Source organism: Streptomyces hokutonensis (assembly GCF_000376565.1).
GTDB classification, from domain to species: Bacteria; Actinomycetota; Actinomycetes; order Streptomycetales; family Streptomycetaceae; genus Streptomyces; species Streptomyces hokutonensis.
The window spans coordinates 24,712-45,069 of the sequence record NZ_BARG01000033.1 but is presented as its reverse complement, the minus strand read 5'-3'; the positions used below and the strand labels follow the sequence as shown (position 1 = coordinate 45,069).

At 70.6% G+C, this 20,358-nt stretch carries 21 protein-coding genes; 10 read left to right on the top strand and 11 right to left on the bottom strand.

Features of this window, described 5'->3' with window-relative positions; translation table 11 throughout:
• Positions 1-61: 61 nt before the first annotated feature.
• Positions 62-1,354 carry a PucR family transcriptional regulator gene (locus tag SSP08S_RS19500; protein WP_158697182.1) on the top strand — a complete coding sequence of 431 codons (1,293 nt, stop codon included), beginning with the start codon at positions 62-64 and terminating at the stop codon, positions 1,352-1,354.
• A 122-nt stretch (positions 1,355-1,476) separates the two neighbouring features.
• A complete protein-coding gene (locus tag SSP08S_RS55540) occupies positions 1,477-2,190 on the top strand; it encodes a TetR/AcrR family transcriptional regulator (protein ID WP_063739167.1) in 714 nt (237 codons plus the stop codon).
• Positions 2,191-2,230: 40 nt separating this feature from the next.
• Here the strand turns inward: SSP08S_RS55540 and SSP08S_RS19490 are convergent, their stop codons facing one another.
• From SSP08S_RS19490 to SSP08S_RS19480, 3 genes are read right to left on the bottom strand one after another with little or no spacing between them, the layout of a single operon-like run.
• Entirely contained in the window at positions 2,231-2,674 is a 444-nt protein-coding gene (locus SSP08S_RS19490) for a nuclear transport factor 2 family protein (protein WP_019069298.1), read from the bottom strand.
• A complete protein-coding gene (locus SSP08S_RS19485; RefSeq protein WP_019069297.1) occupies positions 2,671-3,636 on the bottom strand; it encodes a PDR/VanB family oxidoreductase in 966 nt (321 codons plus the stop codon). Before SSP08S_RS19485 ends, SSP08S_RS19490 begins: the two co-directional genes overlap by 4 nt.
• Before the next feature lie 7 nt (positions 3,637-3,643).
• Positions 3,644-4,942: an aromatic ring-hydroxylating dioxygenase subunit alpha gene (locus SSP08S_RS19480; RefSeq protein ID WP_019069296.1), complete on the bottom strand. Its 1,299-nt coding sequence runs from the start codon at positions 4,940-4,942 to the stop codon at positions 3,644-3,646.
• A gap of 467 nt (positions 4,943-5,409) precedes the next feature.
• Between SSP08S_RS19480 and SSP08S_RS19475 the strand changes: the two genes are divergently transcribed.
• The 5 genes from SSP08S_RS19475 to SSP08S_RS55535 are packed head-to-tail and all read left to right on the top strand — an operon-like array spanning position 5,410 to position 9,997.
• Entirely contained in the window at positions 5,410-7,071 is a 1,662-nt protein-coding gene (locus SSP08S_RS19475; RefSeq protein ID WP_019069295.1) for a GMC family oxidoreductase, read from the top strand.
• Positions 7,068-7,490, top strand: coding sequence for a GlcG/HbpS family heme-binding protein (locus tag SSP08S_RS19470; RefSeq protein WP_019069294.1), 423 nt, complete (start codon positions 7,068-7,070; stop codon positions 7,488-7,490). Before SSP08S_RS19475 ends, SSP08S_RS19470 begins: the two co-directional genes overlap by 4 nt.
• A 38-nt stretch (positions 7,491-7,528) precedes the next feature.
• Complete coding sequence (locus SSP08S_RS19465; RefSeq protein ID WP_019069293.1) at positions 7,529-8,605, top strand: amidohydrolase family protein; 1,077 nt, start codon at positions 7,529-7,531, stop codon at positions 8,603-8,605.
• A complete protein-coding gene (locus SSP08S_RS19460; RefSeq protein ID WP_019069292.1) occupies positions 8,602-9,000 on the top strand; it encodes a metal-sulfur cluster assembly factor in 399 nt (132 codons plus the stop codon). The genes SSP08S_RS19465 and SSP08S_RS19460 overlap by 4 nt, the downstream gene beginning before the upstream one ends.
• The gene (locus SSP08S_RS55535; RefSeq protein ID WP_245607912.1) at positions 8,990-9,997 is read left to right on the top strand and encodes an alpha/beta hydrolase; all 1,008 of its coding nucleotides are present in this window, start codon (positions 8,990-8,992) and stop codon (positions 9,995-9,997) included. Before SSP08S_RS19460 ends, SSP08S_RS55535 begins: the two co-directional genes overlap by 11 nt.
• 300 nt (positions 9,998-10,297) lie before the next feature.
• Here SSP08S_RS55535 and SSP08S_RS19450 read toward each other — a convergent pair whose 3' ends face one another.
• From SSP08S_RS19450 to SSP08S_RS19440, 3 genes are read right to left on the bottom strand one after another with little or no spacing between them, the layout of a single operon-like run.
• Positions 10,298-10,960 carry a CoA-transferase gene (locus tag SSP08S_RS19450; RefSeq protein ID WP_019069290.1) on the bottom strand — a complete coding sequence of 221 codons (663 nt, stop codon included), beginning with the start codon at positions 10,958-10,960 and terminating at the stop codon, positions 10,298-10,300.
• Positions 10,957-11,652, bottom strand: coding sequence for a 3-oxoacid CoA-transferase subunit A (locus SSP08S_RS19445; protein ID WP_019069289.1), 696 nt, complete (start codon positions 11,650-11,652; stop codon positions 10,957-10,959). The genes SSP08S_RS19450 and SSP08S_RS19445 overlap by 4 nt, the downstream gene beginning before the upstream one ends.
• Positions 11,649-12,854 carry a thiolase family protein gene (locus SSP08S_RS19440; RefSeq protein ID WP_019069288.1) on the bottom strand — a complete coding sequence of 402 codons (1,206 nt, stop codon included), beginning with the start codon at positions 12,852-12,854 and terminating at the stop codon, positions 11,649-11,651. Before SSP08S_RS19440 ends, SSP08S_RS19445 begins: the two co-directional genes overlap by 4 nt.
• Before the next feature lie 71 nt (positions 12,855-12,925).
• Between SSP08S_RS19440 and SSP08S_RS19435 the strand changes: the two genes are divergently transcribed.
• On the top strand, positions 12,926-13,807 hold the full coding sequence (locus SSP08S_RS19435; protein ID WP_019069287.1) for a LysR substrate-binding domain-containing protein: 882 nt from the start codon (positions 12,926-12,928) through the stop codon (positions 13,805-13,807).
• 401 nt (positions 13,808-14,208) lie between these two features.
• On the opposite strand, the gene SSP08S_RS19430 is transcribed toward SSP08S_RS19435, so the two are convergent.
• The 3 genes from SSP08S_RS19430 to SSP08S_RS19420 form a co-directional block, all read right to left on the bottom strand.
• Entirely contained in the window at positions 14,209-15,234 is a 1,026-nt protein-coding gene (locus SSP08S_RS19430; protein ID WP_019069286.1) for an SMP-30/gluconolactonase/LRE family protein, read from the bottom strand.
• Positions 15,235-15,330: 96 nt separating this feature from the next.
• On the bottom strand, positions 15,331-15,771 hold the full coding sequence (locus tag SSP08S_RS19425; protein ID WP_019069285.1) for a DUF6069 family protein: 441 nt from the start codon (positions 15,769-15,771) through the stop codon (positions 15,331-15,333).
• Positions 15,772-15,836: 65 nt separating this feature from the next.
• Positions 15,837-16,445 carry an NAD(P)-dependent oxidoreductase gene (locus tag SSP08S_RS19420; RefSeq protein WP_019069284.1) on the bottom strand — a complete coding sequence of 203 codons (609 nt, stop codon included), beginning with the start codon at positions 16,443-16,445 and terminating at the stop codon, positions 15,837-15,839.
• A 148-nt stretch (positions 16,446-16,593) separates the two neighbouring features.
• On the opposite strand from SSP08S_RS19420, the gene SSP08S_RS19415 reads away from it, so the two are divergent.
• Positions 16,594-17,088, top strand: a complete 495-nt coding sequence (locus SSP08S_RS19415; RefSeq protein WP_019069283.1) for a MarR family winged helix-turn-helix transcriptional regulator — start codon at positions 16,594-16,596, stop codon at positions 17,086-17,088.
• Between the two features lie 557 nt (positions 17,089-17,645).
• Here SSP08S_RS19415 and SSP08S_RS19410 read toward each other — a convergent pair.
• Both SSP08S_RS19410 and SSP08S_RS19405 read right to left on the bottom strand, forming a co-directional pair.
• Positions 17,646-18,068 (bottom strand): GlcG/HbpS family heme-binding protein, encoded by a 423-nt coding sequence (locus tag SSP08S_RS19410; RefSeq protein ID WP_019069282.1) that lies wholly within the window; start codon positions 18,066-18,068, stop codon positions 17,646-17,648.
• A 127-nt stretch (positions 18,069-18,195) separates the two neighbouring features.
• Positions 18,196-18,837: a TetR/AcrR family transcriptional regulator gene (locus SSP08S_RS19405; protein WP_019069281.1), complete on the bottom strand. Its 642-nt coding sequence runs from the start codon at positions 18,835-18,837 to the stop codon at positions 18,196-18,198.
• A 222-nt stretch (positions 18,838-19,059) separates the two neighbouring features.
• Between SSP08S_RS19405 and SSP08S_RS19400 the strand changes: the two genes are divergently transcribed.
• Positions 19,060-20,349 carry a Rieske 2Fe-2S domain-containing protein gene (locus SSP08S_RS19400; protein WP_019069280.1) on the top strand — a complete coding sequence of 430 codons (1,290 nt, stop codon included), beginning with the start codon at positions 19,060-19,062 and terminating at the stop codon, positions 20,347-20,349.
• Positions 20,350-20,358: the final 9 nt, after the last annotated feature.

The following is a 20,358-nucleotide window of genomic DNA, read 5'->3' as shown; positions in this document are numbered from 1 at the left end:
AGTGTCCTGCCGGCAGGCCCGACCACCTCGGGCGCTCGCGACGATGCGAGAGGGGATGCGGATGTCCGCCACCGGGTCCTGGGTGTGTCGGCTGCACCCCACCGCTCCCCCTGACGAGCTCGAGCCGACCTGCCTCCCGGAGACCTGGAACCGGACCGTTGCCGGCATCGGAATCGGGGCGTCCTCGTGGGCCGTCGAGTTCTGTCACGAGCTCGCGGGGCTCGCTGTCGACCCCGACGTCCTTGCCCTGCGCCGCGCCGAGGCCACGGAAGAGCTGCGCCCCACCGCCGAGGCGGTCGTCATGGAGGCCCTGGTGGCTCTTTGCCTCGGCCGGCCGGTCCCCACGACGGTCCCCCCGGAAACCACACGACAGATCGCCCGAGCGGTGAGACAACGGATTCCGCTGGAGCGCATACTCGCGTTCCAGCGTGTTTCCCATGCTCGCTTCAGCGACGCCCTTGTCCGCGAGTTCCGTCGTCTTGTGCCGGCCGATCAGCAGTCGGAGGGGTTCTCCGACCTGTCGCGGTTTCTGGTCGACCTCGTGAGTTCGTTCTCGCTCGCATGCAGCGCCGCGTACGCGGCCGAGGAGCAATTGTGGCTCACGAGCATCGACGGCTCGCGTGGGGAGCTGGTCAGGACGCTGCTGCGTGGCGACCACACGGACCTGGACCCCGCCAAGGCCCTGCGGTACGAGCTCGCGAACCGGACCCATGTCGGCCTGATCCTGCGACGCGACGCGCGCGACGACGCGGAGTCGGAGGGACTCGATCGGGTGGCTGCCAAGCTCTTGACGCGCATCGGCGCGACCGCGCACCTGGTGATCCCGTCGGACGATCGCGAGGTATGGGCATGGGGCGGGTTCACCGACCCGCGGAGTGCGGCGGTCCGCTCGATCCCGGTGCTGCCGGGTGCCCTGGTCGCGGTCGGTCGCCCGTCGCGTGGCCTCGACGGCTTCCGGGCCACGTACGAAGAGGCGAAGGCAGCGGCCCGCGTCACGCTGTACTCGGCCTCCCGCTCACGCGCCCGCACGGTCTTCTTCGAGGACGTCCGGCTCGCGGCACTGCTCACCTCGGACCCGGAGCGGGCGCAAGACTTCGTCCGGGACGAGCTCGGGGCCCTGGGGCATCCGCGAGAGGCGCTGCTCCGGGAGACCGTGCGCGTCTACCTCGAATGCAACTGCAGCCCCGCGACTGCAGCGGCGCGGCTCGACGTGGTGAAGAACACCGTTGTGTACCGCATCCGGCGTGCTGAAGAGATGCTGGGGCGGAGTGTCAAGGAACAGCAGGGCATTCTGTGGGCAGCGCTCCATCTGGTCGATGTCGTCGACCCCGCGGAGTCGCAGTATTCGGCCTGACGGCGGAACGTGGAGCCGGGTGCCCTTCGACTGGAGGCAAACACGTGCTGCCGCGGCGGTGGGCACAACGGACGCCGCAGGTAGTTGGCCCGTCCAACAAGGCCGCCGGTAAGGTCGTCCATGTGACAGGGGAAGAGGCGACACCAGGAAAGTCGGGAGCGGCGTCCGGCAGGCAGCAGCGCCGGAGGCACCCCGATGATCCCGGTCGTCAGCGCGACCCGGTGGGCACCCGGCGGGCCATTCTGGCCGCCGCCGGCGCGGAGTTCGCCGCCCACGGTTTCGACGGGGCCCGGGTCGTGCGGATCGCGGAGTCCGCCGGCGTCAGCCATCAGCTGATCACCTACTACTTCGGGGGAAAACGCGGGCTGTACGAGGCGCTGAGCGATCAGTGGCTCGAGGAGTCCATGCGCGTCAGCCAGGCCCGTACCTTCGCGGATGCCGCGCGGCGCTACGTCCACTGGGCGCATGAGGACCCCGCGTGGGTGCACACGCTGACGCGCGAAGAGCCCGGCACGCGCCCGCCCGCCGAGGACGAGCGGGCCGCCGAGCTGTTCAAGCACGTCGAGGAACTCCGCGAGCGGCAGGCGCGCGGTGAATTCCGGAGCGACCTCGACGTGGGGGCCGTGGCCCTCGTCTTCTTCGCCGCCTCGATCGCTCCGGTGGCCATCCCGTGGATCGCCCGTGAACTCGGCCAACAGGACCCGGAGTCACCGGAGTTCATCGACCACTATGCGGAGCAGGTGGGCCGGATCGTCTCCGCGCTCGCCGAAGCGACAACGGCGACACAGGCGCCACTGGACGAGAGCTCGCCGGTGGACGGCGAGCCCCAGGACTGACAACCACCGGATCCCCGGGTTCCGGGAGTCCGTGCGCCGCTCAGCCGGGCGGCAGCCGCCGGGCCATCTGGAGGTGCGCCAACTGCCGGCCGCCCGACGGGGAGCGCACCCAGACCCGGGTGACGACGGCCTGGATGACGAACGGGGTCAGCTCGGGCACGAAGGCGACCCGCATCTCCTGGAGACAGCTGACCACGGCCGTGGTGCCGAAGCGCTGGACGGTCACGTCATGGGTGTCCACCTGACTGGTACGCCCCAGGCGTGCCGCGTACCGCAGCCAGTCGTCGACGCCGTGGATGTGGCCCACCGCCGAGTGCACGATCACGCAGTCGGGATGCATCAGGGCGCGGAGCGCCGGTTCCGGGTCCGGGAGGGTCTGGGCGGCGAGCCAGGCGGCCTCGGCCTCCTCGACCGTGGCGGGAGCGGAGGCGGGGTCGGGGGCAGCGTCGGCGAGGTCTTTCGCCGCGGTCGATGAGGTGGTCACAGTTCCAGCTCCAGGATCGGGGACTTCGACCGGGACGAGCAGGGGGTGAACAGACCCTCCCCGCGCTCCTCGTCGGTCAGGACGTCGTCCCGGTGGTCGGGCTCACCGGCGCGCACCCGCACGATGCATTCGCCGCAGATGCCCTGTCCGCACGAGTTGGGCGCCGCGACGCCGTTCGCCAGCAGGACGTCCAGGACGCTCTGGTCCTCGGGGACGAGGTATTCCGCGCCCGTGGAGGACAGGCGCACGGTGAATCCGCCTTCCCCTCCCCCGCCGGGCTCGGTCGCGACCGGGGGCGAGGCGCTGAAGCGCTCCTTGTGCAGGGCGGACGCGGGCCATCCGAGCTCGGCCGCCCGCCCCAGCGCGTAGTCCATGAACCCGCCGGGGCCGCAGACGTAGACCGCGGTCCCGGGAGCGGGGTCCCCCAAGTCGCTTGCCAGATCCAGGCGTTGCTCCGGGGGCTCGTCGTCGAAGTGGAGGGTGACCCGCGGGTGGTTCTCCAGGTCGGTGAGGAAGGCGGCCTCGCTGCGGCTGCGGGCGCAGTAGTGCAGGTGGTAGTCGCCCCCGGTGGCGTCGAGGCTCTGGGCCATCGACAGCAGCGGGGTGATACCGATGCCGCCCGCGAGAAGCACGTGCCGGCGCGCGGACGTCAGGCCGAAGCGGTTGCGCGGTGCGGCGATGCGCAGCGTGTCGCCCTCGGCGAGGGCGTGCATGGCGCGTGAACCGCCCCGCGAGGCGGGCTCGTCGAGGACCGCGAGCCGGTACTGCTTGCGGATGCCCGGTGGTCCGCACAGGGAGTACTGCCGGATCAGTCCCGCCGTACCGACCTGTACGTCGATGTGGGCACCCGGCTCGTACTCCCACAGTTCGTCGCCGTCGGCCCGGGCGAGGTCGAGGACCGCGATTCTCGGCGTGGCGTCGTACCGGGCCACGACGACCGCGTCCGTCCAGATGGTGCTCACGCTTCGGTCACGCCCCTGCCGCCGTGGGCGCTGCCGCCCAATCCGTCTCCGTGGGCGCCTCCGGCCGGGTGACGAGGCCGGCCTCCACACGGCGGACCGGCTCGCCGGGGGTAGCGACGCCGAGCGGGGTGCGTCCGGCCTCGACGTCGTCCAGCATCGTGCGCAGCATGCGCCGGAGCATGACGACGCCCTTGTCGGACGGCGCCAGGGTCTCCTCGGAGTGCTGGGTGATGGGGCCCTGGGACCACTGGGCCTCGTAGTCGCCGGGGAAGCGCTGTTTCTCCTCCTCGCTCAGCTGCCAGCCGTCCTTGCCGTTCTGCTTGATGCCGAACATGAAGGAGGTGGCCCGCTCGGGGTCGGCGGAGCGGATGGAGAAGACCAGCCGGTGGTGGGTGTCGTCGGCGGGGACGACCCAGATCAGCATGTCGTTGCGGACGTCGGGGGTCGAGCGGATGAAGTCGGGCAGGGCGATGATGTTGGGCAGCATGCACTCCACCGACCACTCCAGGTCGACGGGTGCGCCACCGTCGCCCTTGGTGTCCTGGTAGCGCCAGACGTACTTCACGCCGTTGTCGGTGCGGTGGTAGGTGGTGCGCTCGGCGGCGGTACGGTGGTCGTAGTAGTGCTCGGGGAAGCCGGTCGTGCCGGTACCCTGGAACTGGAACCCGCTGTGGTTGGAGTGCAGCCACGCGGCGTGGACGGGGTCGACGGCGTTCTCGAACAGCTGGAGCCAGTTGTAGTCCTGCTCCAGGCCGATGACCTCGGCGCCGGGCACCGTCCAGCTGGTGTGGTAGCTCTCGCCCTCGCCCAGGGGTTCGAGGCTGTCGTAGCGCGGCAGCGGGGGCTTGAGTTCGGGCGGGCCAATGTAGACGAAGACCAGGCCGTAGGCCTCCTCCACCGGATACCACGGCTGACGTGCGAGATTGCGGCGCTTGCCGCCGTCGAGTTCGCAGGCCTGGTCCAGGCAGTGGCCCTGCACGTCGAACTTCCAGCCGTGGTAGCAGCAGCGGATGCCGTCCTCCTCGACGCGACCGTAGAAGAGGCTGCTGCCTCGGTGCGCGCACCGCTCGAAGACGACGCCGGGGCGGCCCCGGCCATCCCGGAAGACGATCAGGTTCTCGCCCAGCAGGCGCACGCGATGCGGAACGTCGCTGGTCAGAGCGGTGGAGCTGGCGATCGGCTGCCAGTGGCGGCGCAGCGCCTCGCCCATCGGAGTGCCGGGGCCGACCTCGGTCAGGCGGGCGTCGTGGGAGGAGGGCTTACGGCCGTAGCCGGTTCCCGTGTCGGGCACGGTCGTGTCGGTCATGTGGACCATCTCCTCGGCGTTGAGGCAGTGGGGACGCGTGTACGAGGGCCGCTCGAAGGGGTCGGACGGCCCGCGGTCGAGGCTGCTTCGCGCTGTCGCGAGGCGTCATGGCACGAGCGTGCGGCGGCTCTTCCGGCACGCTCGCACAGGGGCGGACGGGCACCTCGAGCGGTGTGCGCCCCTGAGGCGTTCATGCTGTTGTACGGCTCTGATGAAAAACTGTCAATGGCTCCGACCTGCTTTGATGAATTACTTGCAGACCCCTGTCGGATCGGCGGACACCCTTGTTACGGTGACCCGGCACCGAGGTGACGCCCCACTCGCGGACCAGCCGCACCTCGCGACAACACCTGAGAACGTGCCGAGCCGGCGACCGCCTCCCCGCGATGTCCCGCAGCTCCTCCAGCGCGCGTTCGCTCCAGAGCCGAAGGAGACGAAATGTCGGGACCCAGCGCAGGACCCTCCGTATGAGCACCGGACACAGCGCCGAGTACGACTACGTCGTCGTCGGCGCCGGCACGGCCGGCTGCGTCCTCGCCGCGCGCCTGTCCGCGGACACCGGGACACGGGTGCTGCTGATCGAGGCCGGCCCGCCCGCGGACCGCGGTCTGCTCGTTCAACTCCCCCTCGGGGTAGGGCTGCTGTCGGGACGCGAGGACATCGGCTGGGGTTACGAGTCGGAGCCCGAGCCGGGCCTGAACGGCAGGCGTATCCCGGTTCCGCGTGGCCGGCTGGTCGGCGGCACCGGATCGATCAACGGCTCGACCCATGTCCGCGCGCACCGCCTCGACTACGACGACTGGGTCAAGTCCGGTGCGACGGGCTGGGGTTGGGATGACCTGCTGCCGTACTTCCGCCGCTCGGAGAGCAGTTGGCGCGGGGACACCGAGCACCACGGCGGGTACGGACCCGTCACCGTGTCGACCACGGTCCGGCGAGGTCCCTTCGGCCGCCGTCTGGACCGCGCCGCCCGATCGCTGGGCATCGGGTTCCCCGACGACACCCAGAGCGGGGACCCCACCGGAGCAGGCCAGGTCGAGAACGCCATCCACCGCGGGCGGCGGCACAGCACCGCCGCCGCGTACCTGCGCCCCGCGCTGCGTCGACGCCCCGGCCTCGCCCTGCTCACCGGGGTGCTGGTGGACACGCTCGTGCTCGACCGGGGACGCGTGACGGGCGTCCGTGTCGTGAAGGGCGGGCGAAGCCGGGTGATCCGGGCGGCTCGCGAGGTCGTGGTCTGTGCGGGTGTCTACAACTCGCCGCAGCTGCTGATGCGTTCGGGCATCGGACCTGCGGATCACCTGCGCGAGCACGGCATCGGACCGGTGGCGGACCTGGCCGGCGTCGGCGCCAACCTCCAGGACCACCCGGCGGCTCCCGTGCTGTTCGACGTCAGGGATCCGGTGACCTTCCACGAGCACCTGCGCGCCGACCGCGCGGCGGTGGGCGCGCTCCGCTGGCTGCTCACGGGGAACGGTCCGCTGGCCGGGATGCCCGAGTTCCTCTCCGCGTACATTCGCACCCGCCCCGACCTGGACCGTCCCGACGGGTTCCTCGGCATCCTGGCCGGCGGTTTCGACGCCCGGCCGTGGTTCCCCGGTATCCGGCCGCTGAAGGACCGGCACTGCGTGGCCCTCAACGCCGTCGCGACCCCCCGCAGCCGCGGCGAGGTCAGGCTGGGCTCCGCCGACCCGGCCGCCCCGCCGCGGATCACGTTCAACCTGCTCACCGAGCCGGAGGACGTCGCCGCGCTGCGGGAGACCGTGCGCACCACGCTGGCCCTCCTGCGCAGCCCGGAGGTCTCCCCGATGATCCGGGCGGAGCTCGCACCGGGCCCCGACGTGCGCACCGACGCCGACTTCGAGCGCTATCTGCGCGAGACCGGTTACTCCGCCAACCACGCCTGCGGCACGTGCGCCATCGGAACCTCCGAGACCTCGGTCGTCGACCTCGAGCTGCGGGTGCGCGGCATCGACGGACTGCGTGTCGTCGACGCGTCGGTGCTGCCGACCGTGCCCGGCGCGAACATCAACGCCACCGTCATCGCCGTGGCGGAGAAGGCCTCGGACCTGATCCGTGGCATTCCGGCGGCCTCCGGTGCCCCGCTCCAGGAGAGGACCGCGGGATGAGGGAACCGCTGTCGTACGCCATCGCGCACAAGGCGGCCGAGGCCGCGCTGGACGCGGCGCGGGCCGAGGGGGCGCGAATCTGCGTGGCGGTCGTCAACCGCAGCGGCATCACCAAGGTGCTGCTCAGCGACGACGGAGTCGGCCCCCTCGGGATCGAGACCGCGCGCCGCAAGGCCTACACCGCCGCCGTCACCGGCGTGCCGACCTCGAAGTTCGCCGCTTTCGCCGCGTCACCCGCGATGGCGGTCGCGCCCGTGCACCACGTCGACGCCGGCCTCCTCGCCGTACCGGGCGGGATGCCCATCACCGTGGACGACGGCGAGGTCATCGGTGCCGTCGGCGTCGGCGGAGCCGACGCCGAGACCGACGAACGACTCGCCTCCCGCGCCCTGGAAGGCCTGAAGGACCTGCTCGCCTGAGCAGCCGTACCACCCGTGACACCCGAAGGAGAACGACCGTGATCGAGGACTTCCTCGTCGTCGAGGGCGTGGCCCACAACTACAACTTCCGGCCCGAGAACTGCGTCAACCCGCACATCGGAGCGGCCATCGGCGAGCACCTCTACGGCCTGCACAAGCGGGTCAGCGGCCCCGAATACACCCTCGAACGCTCCACCTACATGCAGGGCGCGGGCGCGGACATCATCGGCCGGGCCCTGCTCGCGGAGAGCCAGACCGACGTGATCGCCTACCACGAGACGCCCATCTACGGCCACTTCCGGGACGGGGGCTCGGCGCTCGGCATCGGCCTTGAGATGCGCGAGAAGTGGCCGGAGCGCGTGCTGATCTACGGCGCGGTGTCCCCGCTGCGCCCCGGCGCCCTGGACCGGGTGGACGAGCTGGTGGAGAAGCACCGGGTCAATGCCCTCAAGCTCTATCCGATCGACGTCGTCGAGGGCCGGGTGACCGCGCTGGACATGGGTGACCCGGAGATCTGCTTCCCGCTGCTGGAGCGGGCGCGGCAGCACGGTCTGAAGGTCGTGGCCATCCACAAGGCCCTCCCGGTCGGGCCCGGGCCGACCTCCGCCCTCGGGATGAGTGACGTGGAAGCCGCCGCGCTGGCCTTCCCCGACCTCACCTTCGAAGTCGTCCACGGCGGCATGGCCTTCGTCGAGGAAACGGCCCTTCAGCTGGAGTCCTTCCGCAACATATGGGTCAACCTGGAGGCCACGTCGTTCATGGCCGTCTACGCGCCCCGCCGCTTCGCCCAGGCGATGGGTGCCTTCCTCCAGGCCGGTGCCGCCGAGCGGATCATCTGGGCGACCGGCTGCGACGCCGTCCACCCCCGGCCGGCCATCGAGGCGTTCTGGAACTTCGAGATGCCCCGTGACCTGATCGAGGAGTACGGGCTGCCCGAGCTCACCAAGGAGATCAAAGCCGACATCCTCGGCCGCAACTTCCTGCGGATGCACGGCATCGACGAGAAGGACGTCCGCGCGCGCATCCGCGGCGACGAGTTCGACACCACCGAACTCCGACAGCCGTGGGGCGGACGGGCCGCCCCGGTCGACGACGTACTGGCCGGTGCCCGATGACGGTCACGGAAACCCAGGTCCGCGCGACGCTCAACGCGATCCTCGATCCGTGCAGCATCACCGCGGGGGTCCCCGCCGGACTCGACGACATGGGACTCGTCGGTGACGTTCGCGTACAGGACGACGGCGCCGGCGGTCAGCGCATCGCGGTCACCGTCGGCGTGACAGAGCCGAGCTGCGTGCTCATCGGCTCGTTCGCGACCGAGGCCCAGGTCCGGCTCATCGCTCTGCCCGGTGTCTCCGCAGTGGACGTGCGGCTGGCCGACGACTTCGACTGGACCCCGGACCGGCTCGCACCGCACTACCGGCAACGGCTCGACGAACACCGTGCACACAAGCGTCGCACCCTCCCCCTTCTCACCATGACCAGAACAGGACCAGCCGTTGACCAGTAAGACCTCACAGCAGCCGCACACCTCAGACCCGACGGCCGTGGCGGCGAACAACGCCGCGGTCATGGGCCGCTTCATGGAAGGGCTCAGCCGGGCACCGCTCCCGCCCGAGAGGGTCGACACCACGTCCGTCCGGGTGGTGCGCGACATCGCCTACGGCGCGGCACCGGGCGTGGACCTGCGGATGGATCTGTACCTGCCGACGTCGTCCGCGACGACCCCCACCCCCGTGATCGTATGGCTGCCGGGTGGCGGCTGGCGGCATCAACGCCGGGGCTACGGACCCCACTTGCCCCGGCTCTTCGCCGAACGCGGATACGCCATGGCGGACATCGAGTACCGCTCCTCCGAGGTCGCCGTCTGGCCCGCGCAACTGCACGACGTCCAGGCCGCGTTGGGCCGCCTGCACGACCTCGCGGACGCCTACGGCCTGGACCCGGCGTCGATCGGCCTGTGGGGCAGCTCGTCCGGTGCGCACCTCGCACTGCTCACGGCCTTCGCCACCGACGGTTCCCCCCGCGTGCCCGGCGTACGCGCGGTGGTGGCGGGCTATCCCCCGACCGACCTGCTCCGGCTCAATGAGGACGCGCTGCCCGGTGGAATGCTGGGCGTGGACCCCTCCGATCCGGCGTGGGGTCTGCTGGGCGGCCCGCCGTCGGACCGGGCCGCCGCCGCGGTCGAGGCCAGCCCGGCCCGGCAGGCCCACCCGCGGGTGCCGCCCGTGCTGCTCCTGCACGGCGACGCCGACCTGCTCATCGGCCCGGCCCAGAGCCGCCGCCTCCACGACACCCTGGTCGCCGCGGGCGCCGAGTCCCATCTGCTGCTGGTGCACGGCGCCGACCACGGCCTCCTCAACACCGGCGCCTGGGAACTGAACCCCATGACGGCCACGGTGCGGTCCTCACGATTCCCGGACGCCGAGGGCTCCGTGCGGCTTACCCCCCAGCTGATCGAGCGCTTCTTCGACCGCCACCTGCGAACGGACCCCTGGAACACCTGACACACCACGGCGCTACGACGACATCTGCCGCGCTCCGCTGCCGCCTCCGTGACTCACCTCCGGCTCACGGCATCGTGCGCACCTCATCGTCACACCAGGCGTCTCGTGCCGGCGCGCTGTCCGGTTGCCGCTCGGCGTTGTCCACCACCTTTCGCGGCACGCAGCAAGGGTCAGGGTCGGGACGACCCCGACCCTTGTTGACGCTGTTCAGCGGCCGGGAGAGCGGGGCCGGTCGGCCGGCCAGATGGTCGCCTTCCGCCGGAGCCCGGCACAGTGCGGGCGGTGCGGCAAGGAAGCGGCCTACGACAGTTGGATGCCGAGTCGTTCCGCGATTTCGTGGGCGCTGACGCCGTACGTCTCACGGATCCGTACGCCGTCGGGGCCGACGTCGAAGACGCCGTGGTCGGTGTAGACGCGGCTGACGCAGCCGACGCCGGTGAGCGGGTACCCGCACCGGGGCACGAGTTTCGGCTCACCGGAGCGCGTGAAGAGCGTCATCATCACGTAGACGTCCTTGGCGCCGATGGCGAGGTCCATGGCGCCCCCGACGGCGGGGATGTCCTCGGGCTTGCCGGTGGTCCAGTTGGCGAGGTCGCCGTCGAAGGCGACCTGGTAGGCCCCCAGGACGCAGACGTCGAGGTGCCCGCCGCGCATCTTCGCGAAGGAGTCGGCGTGGTGGAAGTACGCCGCCCCGGGCAGCTCGGTCACCGGGACCTTGCCGGCGTTGGTCAGGTCGGGGTCGACCGCGTCGCCCTCGGCCTTCGGGCCCATGTTGAGCATGCCGTTCTCGGTGTGCAGCACCACCCCCGAGTCGGCCGGCAGATGGTCGGCGATCCTGGTGGGCTGCCCGATACCGAGGTTGACGAAGGAACCGGCCGGGATGTCACGTGCGATGACGGCGGCCAGCTCGTCCATCGAGAGTTGGTGGTCGGCGCGCACCTGATCGCTTGGCGTGGTGGTCATCGTGCCCCCTGGACGGTGTAGTGGCGGGCCTCGACCTGGACGATCCGGTCGACGTAGATGGAGGGGGTGACGACGGCCTCGGGGTCGAGCTTTCCGGGCTCGACGACCTCGTCGACCTGGACGATGGTCGTCGTGGCGGCCGTGGCCATGACCGGTCCAAAGTTGCGGGCGGTCTTTCGGTACACGAGGTTGCCCAGCGCGTCCGCGATGTGCGCACCGATCAGCGCGTAGTCGCCCTTGATGGGGTACTCCAGCAGGTACTTCCGGCCGTCGATCTCCCGCTCCTCCTTCCCCTCGGCCAGCGGTGTGCCGACCGCGGTCGGGCAGTAGAACGCGCCGATACCGGCACCGGCCGCGCGCATCCGCTCGGCGAGGTTGCCCTGTGGCACCACCTCGAGTTCGATCTTCCCGGCGCGGTAGAGGCCGTCGAAGACCCAGGAGTCGGCCTGGCGCGGGAAGGAGCACAGCACCTTGCGCACCCGGCCCGCGGCCAGCAGCGCGGCCAGCCCGACGTCGCCGTTGCCGGCGTTGTTGGACACGATGGTGAGGTCCTTGGCGCCCTGCCGGATGAGCGCGTCGATCAGGTCGAACGGCATCCCGGCCAGGCCGAAGCCTCCGACGAGGATCGTGGACTCGTCCTCGATCCCGGCGACCGCAGCGTCGGTGCTTTCGAGGATTTCTGCCCGGCTCATCGGTCCGACTCCGTGACGTCGCAGTTCTCGAGTACGACGGCCAGGCCCTGACCCACCCCGATGCAGATCGCGGCGACGCCGTAGCGTTGCCTCGTCTCGCGCAGCACCTTGGCCAGCGTGGCGAGAACGCGGCCGCCCGAGGCGCCCAGGGGGTGGCCGATCGCGATGGCGCCGCCCTTCTGGTTGACGATGGCCGGGTCGATCTTCCACGCGTCGAGGCAGGCGAGCGACTGCACGGCGAAGGCCTCGTTGAGCTCGACCGCGCCCACCTGGTCCCAGCCGATCCCGGCCCGCGCCAGCGCACGGTTCGCGGCCTCGACGGGGGCGTAGCCGAAGGCCTGCGGTTCCAGCGCCATCACACCGCGGCCCGCGATACGGGCGATCGGGTCGGCCCCGATCACAGCCGCGGCCTTCTCGCTGCCCAACAGCACCGCGGAGGCACCGTCGTTGAGCGGGCTGGCGTTGCCCGCCGTGATGGTGCCGCCCTGCTCCGCCGTACGGAAGACCGGCCGCAGCCCGGCCAGGACCTCCGGCGTGGATCCGGCCCGGATGCCCTCGTCGCGGGCCAGGCCGACGCCTTCGACCGGCGCCACCAGGTCGTCGTAGAAGCCCGACTCCCATGCCTGGTGGGCGAGTTGGTGGGAGCGGGCGGCGAACGCGTCCTGCCGCTCGCGGGAGATCCCGAAGCGCTCCCGCAGCTGCTCGTTGGCCTCGCCGAGGCTCACCGTCCACTCCTTCGGCATCCGCGGGTTGACCAGCCGCCAGCCGAGCGTGGTCGACACCGCGGTGACATCGCCGGCCGGGAACGGCTTCGCCGACTTCGGCAGCACCCACGGCGCACGCGTCATCGACTCCACACCACCGGTCAGCACCACCTCGGCGTCCCCGGACTCGATCGTGCGACTGGCCGTCATCGCCGCGTCGAGGCTCGACCCGCACAGCCGGTTGACCGTGGTGCCGGGCACGCTTACCGGGAGCCCGGCGAGCAGCGCCGCCATACGGCCGACGTTGCGGTTCTCCTCACCGGCGCCGTTGGCGTTGCCCCACACCACGTCGTCGATCGCGGCGGGGTCGAGACCCGGCACCCGGGCGAGTGTGGAGGTGATCGCGGCGGCGGCCAGGTCGTCGGGGCGCACCCCGGCCAGCGCGCCGTTGAAGCGGCCGAACGGCGTGCGAGTGGCGGCGTACAGGAAAGCACTCATGGCAACGACGCTAGTCCCGGGCCGCGATATTCTGAAGTACGTATATCCGAGCCAATTGATACGGACGACATATGGATCTGCGCCACCTGCGATACTTCGTGGCAGTGGCCGAGGAGCGTCACTTCGGTCGCGCCGCCGAGCGGCTCCACATGGCCCAGCCGCCTCTCTCCACGCAGATCCGCCAGCTCGAGGACGAACTCGGCGTCGAACTCCTCCACCGCACCACACGCCGCGTCGACCTCACCGAGGCCGGCCGGGCCTACCTCGAGCGGGCGCGCGCGATCCTCTCCGACGTCGACGAGGCCACCCACCACGCACGGCTCGTCGCCGCCGGCTCGGTGGGCCACCTCTCGATCGGGTGCGTGGGCTCGGCGACGTACAGCCTCCTGCCCGCGCTCTCCCGGCGGCTCACGGAGGAGCTGCCCGGCGTCGACTTCTCCTTCCGCGGTGAGATGCTCGCCCCCGACCAGGTCGAGGCACTGCGCACCGGCGCGATCGATGTCGCCCTGCTGCGTCCTCCGGCGGCCGACCTGTCCCTCACCGTGCGCACCCTGCGCCGGGACCGGCTCGTCGTCGCCGTACCGGTCGACCACCCACTGGCCCGCCGTAAACGACTGCGGGCAGCGGACCTGGCCGGTGCCGACCTGATCGTCCACTCCGCCGACCGCCGGTCGGTGATGTACGACGTGGTGCTGGGCCTTCTACGCGACGCCGGTGTCGAGCCGCGCATCCGCCACGAGGTCGGCGAGACCTCGACGCTGGTCACGCTCGTGGCCGGCGGCCTCGGCGTCGCGATCGTGCCCGAACCCGTGACAGCGCTGGCACTCGACGGCGTCACCTACCTGCCGCTGGCCGGCGCCGACGCCCGCGTGGAGCTGGCCGTCGCCCACCGCGCGGACCGCTCCGAGCCGCACCTGGAACGCACCGTGGGGATCATCCGCGCGATGTTCTGAGACGTCCACCGACGCCGGACAAGGCCCCCCGCTCGGCGCGACAACCCTGCCTGGCAACGTCGGGCGACTCAGTGGGCCCGGTGGGCGCCGGCCTGCGGAGCTGCCACCCCAACTGCCGTCCCTCCCCCTGGGCTCGGCCTTTACCGAGCTCATCCCCTCACCAGGAGGTCGCCGTGGCCGGTGCGCGCCGCGCTCTCGTCGGGCAGCGCGAAGAGTCTGGCCCGGATCGACGCCTGTGGGGTCAGCCTGCCGCTGAAGGAGCGACCGGGTCGAGCTCCACGAGCACCGTCTTCGATCGGATCCCGGTCACTTCCGGCCGTTCAGTGTGATCATGCGATTCGGCTGCTCCTGATTGCCGGAATCGGCGGCAGGCACTGCTCTCGGTTCCGGCAGCGGCAGCTTCAGGAGGCCGGGCCGCAGTTCAGCGAGGCCGGGTCGATCGTTCCGCGCTGCACCTTCGCGTCGTGAGGCTCGGCGAAGCCGGCGTTGGTGATGTAGATCCGGTTTCCGCGTATGGCGACGGAGGTGGGTGAAGCGAGGCCGTCCGAGGCGGTCAGGACAGTCTCGGTGGCCCCGTCGGGGTGGACGACCGCGACCTGGTTGAGGCTGTTCTGCGCGGCGAACACCACGTCGGAGCGGTCGTTGAGGAAGGTGAAGTCGTCGACGCCGGTGAGGCCGCTGGTCACGGTGCGGATACGGCCCGGGGCACCGGTGGCGGTGACGGGGATCCGCAGCAGGGTGCCCTTGGCGAGGTTGGAGACCCAGACGGCGCCTCGGTGGAAGCGGAGCCCGTTCGCGCCGAACGGGACGGACGGGTCGGGCGCGAGGGCGGGGTCGGTCAGCCAGGCGGTCGCCTTCCCGCCCGAGGCCGGGACGGCCCAGACGATGCCCTTGTTGCTGTCGGCCACGTACAGGGTGCGCCCGGCGCGGTCGAGGGCCAGGCCGTTGGGGAGTCCGTCGGTGGGCAGAGCGGCGACGCGGCGAGGGGCGCCGCCCGGGGGCAGCTTCCATACGCCGGCCCGGGAGGCGTCATCAGAGACCACGTTGTAATAGGTGGTGCCGTCGCGGTCGCGCGCGATGCCGCTGAAGGCGTCGCCCTGCTGCCCGGCCACGATCACCGTGCTGCGCCCGGACGGGTCGATCCGCAACAGTGCCGGGCGCTCGCCCGCCGCGGTGTGGCCGCCCAGAGTGGAGACGGTCAGCGAGTTGTCCGGGTTGACGGTGATGTTCTCCGGAGAGTCGCCGGCGGTGAAGTCGAGTGCGGCGAGAGTTCTCACGTCGGCGACGAGCGGCTTGGAGAACTCTTGTTGTGTCACTGCGGATGCGTACGGCGCCGAGGCGAGGACGGCCGCCGCGGCGATCAACGCCGCCAGTCCGGACCGCTTGTTCAGGAGGGTTGCTGTGGGGACCGCTTCGGAGATGTCCATGTGGGCTTCGCACTCTTCTCGAGGGGCGCAGATGTGCCTGCGCGGGAAGTGGGACATGAAGGGGGGCCGGGGCAGTCGCCCCGGCGTGTTGCGTGGTCAGTCCTGGGCAGCGGGGAAGGGCAGGAGTCGCCGGTAAGCAGGGACGGCGATGGCGGCGACGACGACGTGCATGACCATCAAGGCGATGACAGCACCCCAACTGGTGCCGGGCCGGCTGTCGGAGATGCCGACCATGATGTCCGGGATCAGGCTGACGATCAGGATGGCGGGCACGAGGGTGCGCATCAGCCGGGCCGGGTGTGACGAGCGTGCGCGGATGATCGCCCAGGCGGCAGCGGCGGCCAGAGCGCCGAAAACGGTGAGGGGGGCGTAGGCGGAGAGTTGGAGGGGCTGGAAGTCGTCCGAGGCGCCGGCAGCGTGGGCTGTCGCGGCGACAACGGCGTTGACGGCGACGGCGACGGCAGCGGTGCCGATCAGACCGCCGGTGACGACGAGGCCGCCGGGACGGGCCGGGTGGGTGGCGAGCTGGTGGCTCATGGTGATTCTCCGGATCGGGTGAGGAGGAGACCGGGGGAAGAGCAGACGGGGGAAACAGAGTCGGGTCAGCCGGCGATGACGACAGCGCGACGGCTGGTGGTCGTGTCGGTGAGCGCGGCGAGCATCCACGCGGCGACGTCGGCGCGGCTGATGGTGTCCGCCATGCGCAGGGTGCCCGACCCGGGCAGCAGCTTGGTGACACCTGTGGCGGGGCCGTTGGTGAGGCGGACGGCGTGGACCAGGGTGTAGTCGAGGTCGCTGGCGCGCAGCGCGTCCTCGGCGGCCGCCTTGTCCTTGACCATGGCGCCCATGGCCGTGCTGGACATGAGCTTGGCGGGCGCGCTCAGGCGCTCGCGCAGCACGGCGAAGGAGGAAAGCTCCACGAACCGGGTGACGCCGGTGGTGGCGGCACCGGATATGACGGCACGTGTGGCGTCGGTGATGACGGTTCCGCCGGTGGCGCCGAGCGTGCTGATCACCGCGCCGACGCCCGACATGGCCCGCGTGACGTCGCCGGCGTCGGTGGCCTGCCCTGCAACCACGTCGAGGCCGGGCCGGGCATCCAGCTTCTGGGGTGAGCGAACGAGCGCGCGCACGGTGTGGCCCGCGGCCAGGGCCTGGGCGACGACGAGGCGCCCGGTGGCACCGGTGGCACCGAGTACAAGCAGCTTCACGGGAGAACTCCTCAAGGCGTCGACGCTGCACGGAACCCCCGGGCAGTGACTTAAAGCATGAAGTCAAAACTAGCCGCAATGACTTAAAGCTTCAAGTGAAGACGAGGTGGATTCACTTAAAGAATGAAGCGTCGGTACATTGGAGGGCATGACGAACACCCCCGCTGACGAGGCGCCCCGCTGGCTTGACGAGGAGGAACGCCGGGCCTGGCTCGGCCTGGTCGGCATCATGAGGCGGCTGGAACACGTGCTCGACACGCAACTGCGCGAAGAGGGGCTGACACACTTCGAGTACGGGGTGATGGCGGCACTGTCGGAGTCACCGCAGCGGGAACTGCGCATGAGCGCGCTCGCCGCGTACGCCGAGGGCTCGCTCTCCCGTCTTTCCCAGGTCGTGGCTCGTCTCGAGCGCAAGGCGTATGCCCACCGCCGCCCCGATCCGGCCGACGGCCGCTACACCCTGGCCGCCCTGACCGACGAGGGATACGAGAAGATCGTCAACGCCGCTCCTGGCCACGTCGCAGAAGTGCGCCGCCTGGTGTTCGACCCGCTGACCAAGGCGCAGGTCAAACAGCTCTCCCACATCGGCCGTCGCATCCTGCACGCCATCGACCCCGACCACAGCGACGGCGACCGCGGCTGAGCCCCTCACACCGGCCGGGCGCCCACCTGTGGGCTCAGGCGCGCCGTCTCCCCGACGTCGGCGCGCCTCTCGGGGCAAACACACGGACAAGCCGGCTCGCACGGCCGCCTGCTGCCGCTTCTCTCTACCGCCACTTCTCGCGAATATCGAACACTTCCTGGCGACGGCGCCGCCCAACGAGATGAACAGCCGCGGAAGGCGCGAGGCCGCGGGGCCGGCGTCGCATCAGAGTCCAGATGGACGATCTGCACCAGCTCCGACCAAGAGCGACGGAGAGCCGACCTCTCATGCGACAAGCGCGGGGCGTGATCGCCACCGCGTCCGGCCTGGGCATGAAGTCCGGCACACACGCTTCGGCCGCGAACTCCGGCTCACCCTTCCGCGCGAGGGGCGCCGTCATCGCATCGACCCGGGTCGACGTTCCTGGGAGCGCCGGGCACGTCACGCGAGGTCACACGGACCGGCACCCGGAGATCAGCCATACCCAGGGGCCGCGACGACGGCAGAGACGCCCAGCCCAGCCGCCGCACCGACCGGAGGGAGGTCCAGGCAACGACTTACGCGACGATCTTCGCGACGGAATCGCGAGCCTGCTGCGCGATGCGGTCGTCAGTGACGTCGTCCGCCCCGCCCACGCCGATCGCGCCGATGACCTCCCCGTCGGCCGTCATGATCGGCACGCCGCCGGCGACCGGCAGAAGGTTGGCATCGACCAGGTGGGGAGGCGCCACCTGCATCTGCGGGGACGCGGCGAATGCCGCGAACTTGGCCGTGGGGACACCACTCACGGCCGACGTGTAGGCCTTGCGTCGCGCGGTCTCCACGCCGAGGAGTCCAACGCCGTCGTCGCTGAGAAGGACCTTCGTGACGCCACTGCGGTTGACCACGACAGCACACACCTTGTGCCCGTCGGCCCTTCCCGCTTCGAGAGCGGCGAGTGCGGCGCCGTGCGCGATCTCGTAGCTGAGCGGCTCTCGCATGGAGCGGTTCCTTCCCTCGTCGGGCGGACGGTCAACCGGCCGTCTTCGTGGGTCGGGCCACTGTGCCGCCGCCAGATGTGAACATGAAGATAGAATCACATTCACATCGGGAGATCTACCGCCGGACTCACTGCGGCGCAGCGCCGAGCAGGTACAGACAGACGGCGTTGATCAATTCGTCGGTGAGTTGACGCCACGTCAGCGGCCGCTCGGACTCGAAGCGTTCGCCGTGCAGCACGCGGTTCATGCACGCTGCGTACACCAGACGGAAGGCGACATCCAGGCGCAGCTCAGACTCCGGCGCGCCGATCACCGGCACAACCGGCTCCAGGAATGTCCGGAAGACCCGGCCGGCATCGACGCTGGCCTCGGATCCCACTTGAGCCACTCCGGGATCAGTGGTGCCCGCGGTGATGAAGACACGCATCAGACGCGCGTGCGCCTCGAACGTCTCAGCGAGCCCGGCGACCGCCGAGGCGACCAGGGTGGCCGGATCGGTGCGCAGCGGAGCGAACCGGCGAATGATGTCGGCGCGGAACTGGTCGATCATGGCGTGCTGCAGGCCCGCGATCAGACGGTCCTTGCCACCGAAACGCCGATAGACACTGCCCACGGAGACGCCCGCCCGAGAGGCGACGGCCGCGATGGTGAGCGCTTCGGTGCCGCCCTCCTCGAGAAGGGCCGTGCCCGCTTCCAGGATCCGCTGCTGGGTCCGCCGACTGCGCGCCTGCTGTGGCTGCGGCAGATCGAGCGACGGTTCGGTAGTCACCGGCCCACCGTATACGGAGCCGGCATCCGCCCCGACACCTCCGCGACCCGCGATCAAGGCGGCACCGGAACTGCCCCTTGACGCCTCGCCACGCAAAATGCGAATGTGAATCAACTTATCAGTTTGAGGGTCTCACAGGACGGTGCCCTCGCAGGTTTTTTCCCCCCACAGCCCTGCACGGGGCCACCGCCTGTGCCCCCGAGCCGCACGGGAGACAGCGCGATGACCACCACTTCAGAGATCGACACCGGCACGGCCTACGGCCGCCCGAAGCCCTCGTACAACGCCCGCCTGCGGGAGGTCGGGCCCGGTACACCGATGGGCGAGGCCCTGCGCCGCTACTGGCACCCGATCGCCAGCTCGGAAACACTGATCGCCGGTGCCCTGCCGCAGAAGACCCGCGTACTGGGCGAGGACCTGGTCGTGTTCCGGGACGGACAGGGCAATCCCGGTGTCGTGATCGAGCGCTGCGCCCACCGCGGCGCCAGCCTCTTCTACGGCCGTGTCGAGGACGACGGCATCCGCTGCTGCTACCACGGCTGGAAGTTCGACGTCCAGGGCCGCTGCATCGAGCAGGCGTGCGAGCCGGGCCTGGGACGCAGGCGCGACGCCGCCCGTCAGCCGTGGTACCCCGTGGAGGAGCGCTACGGCCTGGTCTTCGTCTACATGGGCCCGCCCGAACTCAAGCCCGAACTCCCCCGCTACGACGCACTGGAGAACCCCGCCGAAGACGAGAAGTACCTCGCCAGCTGGCCTGTCCCGCACGCCGCGGTACTCGGCATGCCGACGGACTTCAGCTGGCTCAACATCTACGAGAACTCCGCCGACCCGACACACGTCACCTGGCTCCACTCCACGCACAGCGGATACCAGATGCTGGGCACCGGCACCTTCGGCTACCCCGAGAACTTCTTCGACCCGGCCACCATCGCCGAGCGCCTGACGTACGAGCGCACCGACCACGGTCTGAAGTACACCCAGAGGTTCGAGATGGAGGGCGAGGACGGCGAGGTCACCGAGTACGGTTTCGCGGTCGATCAACACCTGCCCAACGTCTTCGGCCTGCCGGACTACGTGAAGCCCACCCCCGATGGGCGGGCAGACCAGTTGCTGTGGGTCGTGCCCTCCGACGACACCAGCCACCGGCTCTTCTTCTCGATCCGCACGAACGATCCCGAGCGCATGCTCCGCTTCGTCATCGGCATCACGCAGAACGGCAAGCAGAACCACGAGCTGACCGACGAGGAGCGCCAGAGGTTCCCCGGGGACACGGAGGCCCAGGGCTCGCAGGGAGCGATCACCCTGGACTCCGAGGAGACCCTGGCCACCGGAGACCGCGGCGTGGTCATGCTGCGTCGCATGCTTCTCGCGATGGCCGACGACGTCGAGGCCGGGCGCGACCCGATCAACATCGTCCGCGACGCGTCGCAGGTCCACCGCGTCGAGACCGGCCTCTTCACCCTCGGCAGGCGCCCGGCGGGCGACGCCGCCGCGGCCGCCGCCGGCGTCTGAGCCAGAACC